At 67.3% G+C, this 13,007-nt stretch carries 13 protein-coding genes and 2 tRNA genes; 10 read left to right on the top strand and 5 right to left on the bottom strand.

Annotated features, from left to right (window positions below; all coding sequences use genetic code 11):
• Window positions 1–25 precede the first annotated feature (25 nt).
• The gene (locus JW364_RS04310; protein ID WP_058250043.1) at window positions 26–1,072 is read right to left on the bottom strand and encodes a M48 family metallopeptidase; all 1,047 of its coding nucleotides are present in this window, start codon (window positions 1,070–1,072) and stop codon (window positions 26–28) included.
• 22 nt (window positions 1,073–1,094) lie between these two features.
• Here JW364_RS04310 and JW364_RS04305 point away from each other — a divergent pair, with 22 nt between their 5' ends.
• From JW364_RS04305 to JW364_RS04290, 4 genes are all read left to right on the top strand, one after another.
• Window positions 1,095–1,577: a ribose-5-phosphate isomerase gene (locus JW364_RS04305; RefSeq protein ID WP_058250044.1), complete on the top strand. Its 483-nt coding sequence runs from the start codon at window positions 1,095–1,097 to the stop codon at window positions 1,575–1,577.
• 15 nt (window positions 1,578–1,592) lie between these two features.
• Window positions 1,593–2,396: an Fpg/Nei family DNA glycosylase gene (locus JW364_RS04300; protein WP_068972584.1), complete on the top strand. Its 804-nt coding sequence runs from the start codon at window positions 1,593–1,595 to the stop codon at window positions 2,394–2,396.
• Between the two features lie 103 nt (window positions 2,397–2,499).
• Window positions 2,500–2,937 carry a homocitrate synthase gene (locus JW364_RS04295; protein ID WP_083229512.1) on the top strand — a complete coding sequence of 146 codons (438 nt, stop codon included), beginning with the start codon at window positions 2,500–2,502 and terminating at the stop codon, window positions 2,935–2,937.
• Window positions 2,938–3,045: 108 nt separating this feature from the next.
• On the top strand, window positions 3,046–3,999 hold the full coding sequence (locus JW364_RS04290; protein WP_065629012.1) for a PE-PPE domain-containing protein: 954 nt from the start codon (window positions 3,046–3,048) through the stop codon (window positions 3,997–3,999).
• Between the two features lie 30 nt (window positions 4,000–4,029).
• On the opposite strand, the gene JW364_RS04285 is transcribed toward JW364_RS04290, so the two are convergent.
• Both JW364_RS04285 and JW364_RS24490 read right to left on the bottom strand, forming a co-directional pair.
• Entirely contained in the window at window positions 4,030–4,764 is a 735-nt protein-coding gene (locus JW364_RS04285) for a L,D-transpeptidase (protein WP_240198622.1), read from the bottom strand.
• Between the two features lie 271 nt (window positions 4,765–5,035).
• The gene (locus tag JW364_RS24490; RefSeq protein ID WP_058250048.1) at window positions 5,036–5,221 is read right to left on the bottom strand and encodes a hypothetical protein; all 186 of its coding nucleotides are present in this window, start codon (window positions 5,219–5,221) and stop codon (window positions 5,036–5,038) included.
• 139 nt (window positions 5,222–5,360) lie between these two features.
• Here JW364_RS24490 and JW364_RS04280 point away from each other — a divergent pair, with 139 nt between their 5' ends.
• Window positions 5,361–5,531 carry a hypothetical protein gene (locus tag JW364_RS04280; RefSeq protein WP_175401035.1) on the top strand — a complete coding sequence of 57 codons (171 nt, stop codon included), beginning with the start codon at window positions 5,361–5,363 and terminating at the stop codon, window positions 5,529–5,531.
• A gap of 57 nt (window positions 5,532–5,588) precedes the next feature.
• Here the strand turns inward: JW364_RS04280 and JW364_RS04275 are convergent.
• A tRNA-Gly gene (locus tag JW364_RS04275) sits at window positions 5,589–5,662 on the bottom strand.
• Between the two features lie 233 nt (window positions 5,663–5,895).
• Between JW364_RS04275 and JW364_RS04270 the strand changes: the two genes are divergently transcribed.
• The 5 genes from JW364_RS04270 (at window position 5,896) to clpX (ending at window position 10,554) form a co-directional block, all read left to right on the top strand.
• Window positions 5,896–5,969, top strand: a tRNA-Pro gene (locus tag JW364_RS04270).
• A gap of 88 nt (window positions 5,970–6,057) precedes the next feature.
• On the top strand, window positions 6,058–7,425 hold the full coding sequence (tig, locus tag JW364_RS04265) for a trigger factor (RefSeq protein ID WP_068972583.1): 1,368 nt from the start codon (window positions 6,058–6,060) through the stop codon (window positions 7,423–7,425).
• Window positions 7,426–7,704: 279 nt separating this feature from the next.
• On the top strand, window positions 7,705–8,304 hold the full coding sequence (locus JW364_RS04260; RefSeq protein WP_078113597.1) for an ATP-dependent Clp protease proteolytic subunit: 600 nt from the start codon (window positions 7,705–7,707) through the stop codon (window positions 8,302–8,304).
• Window positions 8,305–8,368: 64 nt separating this feature from the next.
• On the top strand, window positions 8,369–9,064 hold the full coding sequence (locus JW364_RS04255) for an ATP-dependent Clp protease proteolytic subunit (protein WP_058250292.1): 696 nt from the start codon (window positions 8,369–8,371) through the stop codon (window positions 9,062–9,064).
• Between the two features lie 209 nt (window positions 9,065–9,273).
• Entirely contained in the window at window positions 9,274–10,554 is a 1,281-nt protein-coding gene (clpX, locus tag JW364_RS04250) for an ATP-dependent Clp protease ATP-binding subunit ClpX (protein ID WP_058250051.1), read from the top strand.
• 80 nt (window positions 10,555–10,634) lie between these two features.
• Here clpX and JW364_RS04245 read toward each other — a convergent pair whose 3' ends face one another.
• On the bottom strand, window positions 10,635–12,971 hold the full coding sequence (locus JW364_RS04245) for an FdhF/YdeP family oxidoreductase (protein WP_139115599.1): 2,337 nt from the start codon (window positions 12,969–12,971) through the stop codon (window positions 10,635–10,637).
• Window positions 12,972–13,007 lie beyond the last annotated feature (36 nt).

The raw sequence follows: 13,007 nt of genomic DNA, 5'->3' as shown, positions 1-13,007 counted from the left end.
GGTTGCGCGCTTGCGGTTCCGTACGTCAGAAGCGTGGTGGCGGTTCGATGCCGTTGGGCAGTCCGTCGGGCCCGAGGGTCGCCGGATGGGGAGGCGGCGGCACCGCCACCACGTTTCCGCTCCCGACGCCCCGGACGATCTGGCTGGGACGCAGCAGCATCGCCCCCGCGCGGGTCCGGTCGCGAAGTGCGGCTGCCCGCCAGGTCAGCACCGGATGCGACGACATCGCGTTGGTCAGGAAGGTGAAGAACCCGCGCTCGTGGGTCGCCCGGTCGGCGAACTGGTCGAAGTCCACCGCCGAGAGCATGTACTTGCCGGCGGCCAGGACCCCCATCGCCCCGGGCGCCCCACCGGGTCTGGCGTAGTACCCGTAGTTGTCCGCGCTGTACTCCTGCGCGCGGGACAGGGCGGCGCCGAGCACGGGGATGTTCATGCCGACGATCGTCGAGAGCTGTCGCCAGTACGAGGTGTGCCCGGCGGCGATGTGCCCGACCTCGTGGCCGATGATGAACTCGAGCGCCTGCGGGTCCCGGGCGGCGCCGCCCACCTCGAACAGGTCGGAGTACACGACGACGAATCGCCGGAACCCGTGCCCGGAGGCGAATGCGTTGATCGCGCCGTTGCCGAGGACGACGTAGGCATCCGGCACGTACTCCAGTCCGAAGCGGGCTGCGGCTTCGACGACCATCCGGTGTCCGTCGGGGAACTGGGTCGGCGTCATCTGTACGCCGTTGACCCGCGGTGATGCATAGGTCAGGCCGCGGATCACGAACAGCAGGAGCGGAAACAGCAACGCGCCCAACAGGAGTTGGTCGAGGGTGCCCAGCGCGACGAGGACGATGATCGCCGCGTACCCGACCACCGTCGCGAGGATCACCAGCACGAGGGTGGGGATCTCCCAGGGGTGCAGCCGCGGCCGCGCGGCGTAGTGCGCCGGGCGCAGCCACCGTCGACCGGGGTCGGCGGGCGCGGGTGGCGGCGGGTCGGCGACGCCGGGCACGTTGGGGATCGGTGCCCCGGAGGCGGGTGTGCCGGCGGCCGGCTCGCGGGGGACGGGCAGGGGCGTGTCCACGCCCTCAATCTATAGTGACGCCATGCGTGTCTACCTCGGTGCCGACCATGCCGGATTCGAACTCAAGAACCAGATCGCAGACCATCTCGAGGCCACCGGCCACGAGGTCGTGGACTGCGGTGCCCACGAGATGGACCCCGCCGACGACTACCCGGCGTTCTGCATCGCCGCCGCGGCCAAGACCGTCGCCGACCCGGGCAGCCTGGGAATCGTGCTCGGCGGCAGCGGCAACGGCGAACAGATCGCCGCGAACAAGGTCCCCGGCGCGCGCTGCGCACTCGCCTGGAGCGTCGAGACCGCCCAGCTCGCCCGGCAGCACAACAACGCACAGCTCATCGGCATCGGCGGCCGGATGCACAGCACTGCCGAGGCGCTGGCCATCGTGGACGCGTTCCTGGCCACCCCGTGGTCGGAAGAGGCGCGGCACCAGCGGCGCATCGACATCCTCGCGGAGTACGAGCGCACCGGCGAGGCTCCCGAGGTGCCGGGGGCCCCGGCCCAGTAGGTCTCGGCCGAGTTCGTGCCCGAGGGCCACACTCTCCATCGACTGGCCCGCCGGCAGCAGCGACTGTTCGGCGGGCAGCGGGTTCGCGTCAGCAGCCCGCAGGGTCGGTTCGCCGACGGTGCGGCGATGGTGGACGGACTCACCTTCCACGCGGCCGAGGCCTGGGGCAAGCATCTCGTCCATCGTTACCGGGACGGGCGTGCCGAACGAATGGTGCACATCCACCTCGGGCTGTACGGCTCGTTCACCGAACTCGCGGTGCCCGTGCCGGAACCGGTCGGGCAGGTTCGACTCCGCATCGAGACCGAGACCGCCGGAACGGACCTTCGCGGTCCGACGGCGTGTGAGATCTACCACCCCGCCGATCTCGAGGCGTTGGTCGCCCGACTCGGTCCGGATCCGCTGCGACGCGACGCCGATCCCGACCGGGCATGGTCGGCGATCTCGCGGTCCGCGCGGCCCGTCGGCGCCCTGCTGATGGACCAGAAGGTCATCGCCGGGATCGGCAACGTGTATCGCGCCGAGATCCTCTTCCGCGCCGGCATCGATCCGATGAGGCCCGGAAAGCGTGTTCTCCGAGACGAATTCGACGCTCTGTGGTCCGACCTGGTGACTCTCATGAAGATCGGCGTGCGTCGTGGACGCATTCACGTGATCCGGCCCGAAGACGATTCCGGGGCGCCGTCCTACGCCCCGAACCGTCCGCGGACCTACGTGTACCGGCGGGCGGGCGAGCCATGCCGGATCTGCGGGACACCCGTCCTGATCGCCGATCTGGAGGCCCGAAAACTGTATTGGTGCCCCGTCTGCCAGACCTGACAGGTTACTGCCCGGTCGGTGTGGATAGCCGAACCTTAGTAGCATGTGCGGAGCCGTGAGGTTCTTACTCATGCGAACGGTCGGGGAGACAAGAGGGGGCAGTGTGACAATCAGCGAAAGCATCCGGTCTCATGCCGGACTGATCTCGCGGGGCGAGGTGTCCCCACTCCGAGGCGTACCTTTCCACGGCGCGGCCGACGCGCCGATCACCCGTCGTGTGCTGGCCGGTGGGGACCTTTTCCCGGAGGCGGAGAAGCGCGTCGTGGCACATGAGATGCGGGCCGTCTCGGCGGCTTCACGTGACTACTGCGAGCCGCACGTACACGACTGCCCGGAGATCAACATCCTGCTGTCGCTCGACCGTCTGGTCTACGAGATCACGCTCGGGGACGAGGTCTATGAGGTCGAGGCGCCCGCGAGCATCTACATACCGGCCGGCCTGGTGCACAGCGCCAACGTGATCGAGGGCAGCGGTTTCTTCGTGGCGATCATCGAGACCGCCGACTACGTCGCCAAACCGCCACCGGCGCAAGCATCCTGATCGGTCACGGCTGCGAGGTGCGGGCCGCGGCGCCATGACACGGTCGAGGTGGGAATCTCAGGGAGCCCTCAGCGCTCCTGCGGGCGGTTCATACGTCCGGGACCCACCATGGGTGAGGTGCAGCATGTCAGAACCCGGCCCCGGCCCGGCAGGACGCCGACGATCACCGTCTTCGTGGTCGGCGGGACGGGGGAGTCGTACCCCGGTGACCCACGGGCCGAGGTGTCCGGGCTCCTCACCGGAGTGGCCGACGAACTCGATGACCGCTTCGACTGTCGGTGGATCGGATACCCCGCGAGCTATGGTCCCGCCCCGCGTCCGGGCGGGATGAGTTTCGTCGAGAGCGTCGGGATCGGTGCGGGCCGACTGCGGGCGGCCATCCGCGCCACGGCAGGACCGGTCGCGCTGGTGGGTTACTCGCAGGGGGCCGTGGTCATCCGATCCGCGGTCGCCGATCTGGCGACCGGGGACGCCGAGACTGCATCCGACCTGGACCGGGTACTCGGTGTCGGGCTGGTCGCCGACCCGCACCAGCCGCCGGGCGTGGTGCCCGGTTGCGACGGGTGGGGAGTCGCCGGCCCGGGAGCGGATCTGCCGACCGGGCTGCCCGTGTACTGGGTGGGCGCGTCCCAGGACGTGATCTGCAACGCCGACGCGGACTCGCTTGTCCGCGACGTCGCCGACCTCACCGGCTCTATGACGCTGGCCGGGCTCGGCCGATGGGGGAGGAGTGCGTGGGATGTGTTGCGCGCCAACGACTTGCAGAACGCACGGCGGACGTCGGTCCGGCCGGCGCAGTGGCGGCGCGACCCCGGGCGGATGCTGGCGGCGTGGCGTGAGGTCAGGTGCTACCTCCCGTCGCGCATCCGGGTGGGTGGTGTGTGGCTGACCAACGCCGTGGGTGGCCGGCACACGTCGTATCGGAGCGACCCCTATCGGCGGACCTCGGTCACCGATCCGGCGTCCACCGGTTGTCAGGTCATCGCCCAGTGGCTTCAGGTCCAGGCGACGTTCGCCGACCAGGCCGCCACCTGGTCACACGACAGAGGGCCGGTCACCTGACGGTGACCGGCCCTCGTAGTCTGCTCGAGACTAGGTGTTCTGATACTTCCCACCGATGGTGTTGCGCACCACGATCGGGGTGTTGCGGGGAACGTTGTCGTAGACCCACTTGGCGTGATCGTTGGTGACGTTGATGCAGCCGTGGCTCACGTTGCTGCGACCCTGCTGATTGACCGACCAGGGGGCGCCGTGGATGAAGATGCCGTCCCACGACATCCGGGTCGCGTACTCGACGTAGGTGCGGTAGCCCTCGGCGGAGTCGACCGGGACGCCGTACGTGGACGAGTCCATGTACATGTCGCGGTACTTCTCCTTGGTGTAGTACACGCCGTTCGAGGTGGGGTTCTTGTCCGAACCCATCGAGATCGGCATCGTCCGGACGACCTTGCCGTTGTGCCACCAGGTGATGGTGTGGGTGTTGTCGTCGGCCAGGGCGATGTAACCGGTCTCGGTCTTGACGTTCGGGATGACCGGCCCGGCCGGCTTCTCCTCGGTCGTCGACGGCGGCGGCTGCGGAGCTTCGGGGGTGGTCGGCGCCGGCGGGGTCGGCAGACCGGGGACCGCGGGGATCTCGACCGGCGGCAGGCCGGGGATCACGGTGACCGGGACGGCGTTGGCGACGCCGGGAAGTGCGAGGGTCATGGCCAGGACGCCGAAGACGACAGCCGCGAGTCGTCGAGCCGAACGGCGGCGCGAGGCGCGCGGGGTCGGCAGGTGAGAGTTCAACACAGGTCGTACCTTCGGTTCGATGGTTCGTTCGCGCATCGGCCTGAGCGCGGAACCATCGTTACACAACCGTTGCCTTGGGTCCAAGGAGCGGGTCACGCCGAATGACGCCGCCATCGCGAACCCTCAGTACGACGTGGCAAAACCCGAGGTAGCGCCGTTGTCGACACCGCGTGTGACGGTCGTCACATTCGAGGTCGCGCATACGCAGCGGGTTCCGGCGTGGACTCATTGTGGCCGCTGGACCCTCGTATGCAACAGGATCGTTTGTCCCACTGGGGACTGCTCGTTCGGGGCGCCGTGTTCCCGCTCAGGCGGGTTGTGGATGTTCGGTGCGAAGGTGTTGCGCAGGTTGCGAACACGCCTCGTCCCGGCAGACGAGCATCACGTCGACGCGACCGATGCCGGCCTCGGACTCGGTCACGTCTCGGCGGACGTACAGGGGTGCGCCGCAGGATCCGCACCGGCGTTGGGTTTTCGTGTGGCTGGAGGACATGGGTCAACGGTACGCCAGGTGTGGCGTGGATCACAGGACGAGTCCGGACCGGCGGGATGTGGTCCGGTTGGGTGACTTGGGCGGGGATCTGTGACATCGCCGACCCGAATCGCATGTGGTTCGCAGACAGCGGAGGAACGTGAGGGAAACGCCAGGCCAGTTCGCGCCCTGCCCACCACCGATCGTCTCGACCGGCCCCGGCGATTCGTCGGCACCCGGGCACCCGGAGGAGGAGGCGACTCCCGAGATCGTCTACGAGTACGCGCCCCTGCCGTTGCCGTGGAACAAGCCGCCGGAGCCGCCCAACTAGGCGCACGGAGTAGCCCGGACCGACGAAAAAGGCTCGGAGATAGTGTCTCCGAGCCGGTGGAGCGGGTGACGGGAATCGAACCCGCGTAGCTAGTTTGGAAGACTAGGGCTCTACCATTGAGCTACACCCGCGTTGCTCGCGGTGACCGTCGAGATCCCGGCGTCGCGTGCGATGAGTGACTGTACCGGCAGCGGCGCCGGAACCGAAATCGGGGTGGATGCGACGAGGTGGCATCCGACGGACGACCATCGGTTCCGGCGTCGCCGCGGCACCCGTGCGCGGGCCCGGCCGCGGTGGCACGTACTATCTCTTGTTGGCCCTGATGCGCGGTCGCCCTCCGGGGTTCCCTCGCGTGTTCGGACCCCGGGATGTGGCGCAGCTTGGTAGCGCATCCGCTTTGGGAGCGGAGGGTCGCAGGTTCAAATCCTGTCATCCCGACTTGATCGATGTGGCCCGACCGGTCACCCGGTGCACGGCCCGCGAACGACCGAACTTCCACCACCGTAGATATAAGGAGTATTCAGGCGTGAAGAGCACTGTCGAGCAACTCACCCCGACCCGGGTCAAGCTCAACGTCGAGGTCCCGTTCGAGGAGCTGTCGGCAGACTTCGACCGGGCCTACCGGTCGTTGGCCCAGCAGATCCGGATCCCCGGATTCCGTCCGGGCAAGGCGCCCGCGAAGCTGATCGAGGCCCGTGTCGGCCGCGATTCGATTCTCGCGCAGGTCGTGAACGACGCCATCCCGGCCAAGTACTCCGAGGCCGTCGCCGAGACCGAGACCAAGGCCATCGGCCAGCCCGAGATCGACCTGTCCGAGCTGAAGTACGGCGAGTCGGTCACCTTCACGGCCGAGGTCGACGTCCGTCCCGAGATCACCCTGCCCGACTACTCGACCCTGTCGGTCGAGGTCGACGCGATCGAGGTCGACGAGGCGGCGGTCGACGAGCAGCTCGAAGGCCTGCGCGCCCGCTTCGGCACCCTCAAGGGCGTCGAGCGCGGCGTGGAGAACGGCGACTTCGTGTCGATCGACCTGGCCGCGACCGTCGACGGCGAGGCCGTCGAGGAGGCCACCACGGAGGGGCTGTCCCATGAGGTCGGCTCCGGCCAGCTCATCGACGGACTCGACGAGGCGCTCATCGGCCTGAAGGCCGGCGAGGACAAAGAGTTCACGACCAAGCTCGTCGCCGGCGATCACGCGGGCGAGGAGGCCCTCGTGAAGGTGACCGTGCAGTCGGTCAAGGAGCGCGAGCTGCCCGAGGTCGACGATGAGTTCGCCCAGATGGCCAGCGAGTTCGACACCGTCGAGGAGCTGCGCGCCAGCCTCGCCGAGCGGGTCGAGCAGTCCGCGAAGCTGGAGCAGGCCAACAAGATCCGCGACGCGGTGCTCGACAAGCTCCTCGAGACCGTCGAGATCCCGCTGCCGGAGAAGGTCGTCGACGAAGAGGTCGAGGGTCAGCAGCACCAGGTCATCCACGCGCTCGGACACGACGACGAGCAGGTCGCCAAATTCCTCGAGGCGCAGGGTAAGACCCGCGAGGAGTGGGATGCCGAGTCCCGTGCTGAGGCGGAGAAGTCGGTCAAGCAGCAGCTGCTGCTCGACGCGATCGCCGATCAGCAGGACACCGAGGTCAGCCAGGACGAGCTGACCCAGCAGATCATCTTCACCGCCCAGCGCTACGGCATGCAGCCGCAGGAGTTCATCCAGCAGCTGACGCAGGCCAACCAGGTCGGTGCGGTCTACGCCGACGTCCGGCGCGGCAAGTCGCTGGCGAGCATCGTCGGCGACGTGACCGTCACCGACACCAAGGGCGCCACCGTCGACACCGCCGAGTACTTCGGCGGCAATGACGACGCCGACGAGTCCGCTGCGGACGAGTCCGACTCCGACAACTGATCGGGCTCCCGCGGTCCAGCACAGCCCGCACGTTTCCTCCGCGATCGCCGGTCCTCGAAGTACGAGGGCCGGCGATCGCCGTCGGTCCACCATCACGCACGGGCCGTTCACGGTGCCGAAGGCCGTTCTGCTCTCAGCGAAGAGGCGTGTCCTCGGGAGTGTCCGCGGGTGTCGATTGGTTAGTGTCGGTGAGGACGTCATCAGAGAAGCATTCGATGTGCGTGCGCGTCACCCGCGGGTGACGCGCAGGTCATGACAACAAGGCAAAGGTAGGAACCCGTGAGTGAGCCGACCATCCACACACCCACGATGAGTTCGGGTGTGGCTGGGTTGAACCTGACCGATTCGGTGTTCGAGCGTCTGCTGCGCGAGCGCATCATCTTCCTGGGCACCCAGGTCGACGACGACATCGCGAACCGGCTGTGCGCGCAGATCCTGCTGCTCTCGGCCGAGGACCCGCAGAAGGACATCCACCTCTACATCAATTCGCCCGGTGGGTCGGTGACCGCCGGAATGGCGATCTTCGACACCATGCAGCTCGCGGAATGCGACGTCGCGACGTACGCGATGGGTATGGCGGCGTCGATGGGGCAGTTCCTCCTCGCCGCCGGCGCCAAGGGCAAGCGACATGCACTGCCGCACGCGCGCATCATGATGCATCAGCCGTCCGCCGGCATCGGTGGTACCGCGGCCGACATCGCCATCCAGGCAGAGCAATTCGCGCTCACCAAGAAGGAGATGAACCGGCTCAACGCCGAGTTCAGCGGTCAGCCGCTCGAGAAGATCGAGGCCGACGCCGACCGCGACAAGTGGTTCACCGCGGAAGAGGCCAAGGAGTACGGCTTCGTCGACAAGGTGATCGCGCGCCCGGGTCGGTGAGACCCCGGTCCGACGACCGCTCCCGTACCCACCGCCGAGCCACCTCTACCCAATGGAGCAACAGATGACCAACTCCCTTTCCTTCGACGGCATGCCCGCCGAGGTCGCCGCCGGCATCCCCGCGTCGGCCCTCGCGCTGAAGAACATCGAAGCGCGGTACATCCTGCCGTCGTTCATCGAGCACACCCCGAACGGCCAGCGACAGTACGACCCGTACGCGAAGCTGTTCGAAGAGCGGATCGTGTTCGTCGGCACGCCGATCGACCAGGTCGTGTCCAACGACGTCATGGCGCAGCTGCTCGTCCTCGAATCGCAGGACCCCGACCGCGACATCACCATGTACATCAACTCGCCCGGTGGCAGCGTGCCCGACATGCTCGCCATCTACGACACGATGCAGTACGTGCACTGCGACATCGTGACCGTCTGCCTCGGTGAGGCGGCCTCGGCGGCGGCGATCCTCCTCGCCGGCGGAACCCCGGGCAAGCGTGCGGCGTTGCCGAACGCTACGGTCCTGATCCACCAGCCGCGCACCGGTGGCGCCTACCAGGGTCAGGTCTCCGACCTCGAGATCCAGGCCGCCGAGATCGAGCGCATCCGCGACCGCCTCGACGAGATCCTGGCCAGCCACACCGGTCAGGACAAGGAGAAGATCCGCAAGGACACCGACCGCGACAACATCCTGACCGCGGCCGCGGCCAAGGAGTACGGCATCGTCGACGAGGTCTTCGAGTACCGCAAGAAGTCGATGAAGAAGTAGTCCTGGCCAAGAAGTAGTTGTGGCAGTGCAGAAGTCCCGGTGATTTTCTGCCGCGACATTTGGCCTTATCGGTCGAAGTTCGAGCGACACGCGGGTACCGTCGGGTTACTGGGCATTCGAGTGTCGATCAAATGACCCATGCCCGGCTGCGTGCGACGCGACGGACCAGACACGACAGTCCGGCAACGAGGAAGTAGGTACAGCGCGAGATGGCACGAATCGGAGACGGCGGCGACCTGCTCAAGTGCTCTTTTTGCGGCAAGAGCCAGAAGCAGGTGAAGAAGCTCATCGCCGGCCCCGGCGTGTACATCTGCGATGAGTGCATCGACCTGTGCAACGAGATCATCGAAGAGGAACTGGCCGAGAACGGCGACGTCAAGCTCGACGAGTTGCCGAAGCCGACGGAGATCCGTGACTTCCTCGAGAAGTACGTCATCGGCCAGGACACGGCGAAGCGGACGCTCGCGGTCGCGGTCTACAACCACTACAAGCGCATCCAGGCGGGCGAGAAGAAGGACGCCCGGACGGGTGAGACCGTCGAGCTGATGAAGTCGAACATCCTCATGCTCGGCCCCACCGGATGCGGCAAGACGTACCTGGCGCAGACCCTGGCGAAGATGCTCAACGTGCCGTTCGCGATCGCCGACGCAACCGCGCTGACCGAGGCCGGATATGTTGGCGAGGACGTCGAGAACATCCTGCTCAAGCTGATCCAGGCCGCCGACTACGACGTCAAGCGTGCCGAGACCGGGATCATCTACATCGACGAGGTCGACAAGATCGCCCGCAAGAGCGAGAACCCGTCGATCACGCGCGATGTGTCCGGTGAGGGAGTCCAGCAGGCGCTGCTGAAGATCCTCGAGGGCACGCAGGCGTCGGTGCCGCCGCAGGGTGGACGCAAGCATCCGCATCAGGAGTTCATCCAGATCGACACGACGAACGTGCTGTTCATCGTGGCCGGCGCGTTCGCCGGTCTGGAGAAGATCGTGTCCGAGCGGATCGGCAAGCGCGGTCTCGGCTTCGGCAACGAAGTGGCGAGCAAGGACGAGGTGGACACCTCGGATCAGTTCGCCGACGTCATGCCGGAGGACCTGATCAAGTTCGGCCTGATCCCGGAGTTCATCGGCCGTCTGCCGGTCGTCGCCTCGGTGACGAACCTGGACAAGGACTCGCTGGTGAGCATCCTCTCGGAGCCGAAGAACGCGCTGGTGAAGCAGTACACCCGGCTGTTCGACATGGACAATGTCGAGTTGGAGTTCACCAAGGACGCCCTCGAGGCGGTCGCCGATCAGGCCATCCACCGCGGCACCGGTGCCCGCGGCCTGCGGGCCATCATGGAAGAGGTCCTGCTGCCGGTGATGTACGACATCCCGAGCCGTGACGACGTCGAGAAGGTCGTCGTGACCGGGGAGACAGTCCGCGACAACGTCCTCCCGACGATCGTGCCCCGCAAGGCTTCCAGCGACGAACGTCGCGACAAGAGCGCCTGACCCGCAGCTCACCACTCACCCGACGACAGCAGCGAGCCCCGCCCGGACGACCGGACGGGGCTCGCTGCTGTCGTCTCCGGCTAGGCGGATTCGGCCGGTTCGATGCGGATCACCACCGCCTTGGAGACCGGTGTGTTCGACTCCTTTGCCACCGATCCGAGCGGGACCAGCGGGTTGGTCTCGGGGTAGTACGCGGCCGCGTTGCCGCGCGGTGTGTCATACGGGACCACCTCGAAGCCGCGGACCCGTCGTTCCTCGACTCCGGCCTCGCCGTCGAACTCCGAGACGATGTCGACGAGTTGCCCGGCGCGCAGGCCGAGGGACGCGATGTCGTCGGGATTGACCATCACGATGTGGCGGTTGCCGGAGATGCCCCGGTAACGGTCGTCGTGGCCGTAGATGGTGGTGTTGTACTGGTCATGGCTGCGGAGTGTCTGCAGGACGAGGCGGTCGGCCGGGACGTCCACCCATTCGAGGGGATGGACTGCGAAGTTGGCCTTGCCGTTGGGCGTGTCGAACGACCGGGTGTCGCGCGGCGGGTGCGGCAGCACGAAACCGTCACTGCGGCGGACGCGGATGTTGAAGTCGTGGAAGCCGGGGACGACCCGCTCGATCCGGTCGCGGATGCGGTCGTAGTCGCGTTTCAGTTCCTGCCACGGAACCGGGTGAGCGGTACCGAGAACCCGGGTCGCCAGGTCGCAGATGATCGCGACCTCACTGCGCAGGTGCGCCGACACCGGCGGCAGCGACCCACGGGACAGGTGGACCGCCGACATCGAGTCCTCGACCGAGACACGTTGTGCCACACCGTCGATGATGTCCCGGTCGGTGCGCCCGAGGGTGGGCAGGATGAGTGCGCGACGGCCGGTGACGAGGTGGGATTCGTTGAGCTTGGTGGACACGTGCACGGTGAGTGCGCAGCGCCGCAGGGCGTCGGCGGTGACGTCGGTGTCGGGTGAGGCGGACACGAAATTGCCGCCCATCCCGACGAAGACGCGGACCTTCCCGGCGGCCATCGCAGTGATGGCGGCGACGGTGTCGTACCCGTGCTCGCGTGGGGACGTGATGCCGAACTCGGCGTCCTGAGCAGCGAGGAAGGACTCTGGCATCCTCTCGAAGATCCCCATGGTGCGGTCGCCCTGCACGTTCGAATGACCGCGCACGGGGCAGAGGCCGGCGCCGACGCGGCCGATCATGCCGCGCAGGAGCAGCAGGTTCGTGCCTTCGGCGATCGTCGCGACGCCGTGGCGGTGCTGGGTCAAGCCCATCGCCCAGCACAGCACGATGCGGCGCGAAGTGGCGACCGTCCGTGCGAGCTCGTCGATCTGGGTGCGGGTCACGCCGGTGACCTCGACGACCCGGTCGAGGTCGACGTCGTCGAGCAGGTCGAGGTACTCCTCGACCCCGGCGCACGACTCGTCGAGGAACTGGTGATCGAAAACCGTTCCGGGGGCGGCTCGTTCGGCGTCACGGAGCAGACGTGCGACGCCGCGGAACAGAGCCATGTCGGACCCGAGCCGGACCTGGAGGAAGTCGTCGGCCAGCTTGGTACCCGCGCCGATGACCCCGCCGACCTTCTGTGGATCCTTGAAACGCATCAGGCCTGCTTCGGGCAGCGGGTTGATCGCCACGATCCGGGCCCCGTTGTGCTTCGCCTTCTCCAGGGTGGCGAGCATTCTCGGGTGATTGGTGCCGGGATTCTGGCCGGCGATGAGGATGAGATCGGCCGCCTCGAGATCGGGGACGGTGACCGAACCCTTGCCGATGCCGATCGACGCGCCGAGAGCGGCGCCGGAGGACTCGTGGCACATGTTCGAGCAGTCGGGGAGGTTGTTCGTACCCAGGCTCCGGGCGAAGAGCTGGTACAGGAAAGCGGCTTCGTTGCTGGTGCGACCCGACGTGTAGAACACGGCCTCGTCAGGCGAGTCCATCGCGGCGAACTCGTCGGCGATGACGGCGTTGGCCTCGTCCCAGTTCAGCGGGCGGTAGTGGGTGTCGCCCGGACCGAGGTACATCGGGTGCGCCAGGCGTCCCTGCTGCGAGAGCCAGTAGCCGCTGCGTGTCCGGAGGTCGTCGACGCTGTGGGCGGCGAAGAACTCGGGGGCGACGGCTCGACGTGTGGCCTCCTCGGCGACCGCCTTGGCGCCGTTCTCGCAGAACTCGGCATGCTTGCGGTGGCCCGGCGTCTCCGGCCAGGCGCATCCGGGACAATCGAACCCATCACGTTGATTGAGCTTGATCAAGGTCTGTGCTGTCCGGAGCGCGCCCATCTGCTCGACTCCGCGCTTGAGGGCGACTGCGACGGCCGGGACTCCGGCGGCGTAGGTCTTCGGGTGTGTGCGCCGGACCTCGCGCGGCTCGTCGGCGGGGTGCGTCGCCGCAGTCTCGGTGTTGCGAGTGTTGCTCATGATGTCCATCTTGCCCCGCCCGTGCGCCAGATCGCGCACACTGAG

The organism is Gordonia sp. BP-119, from assembly GCF_016924115.1.
Classification (GTDB): domain Bacteria; phylum Actinomycetota; class Actinomycetes; order Mycobacteriales; family Mycobacteriaceae; genus Gordonia; species Gordonia hongkongensis.
Note: the sequence above shows the minus strand (reverse complement) of the source record. Positions and strands in the feature narration are given on the sequence as shown.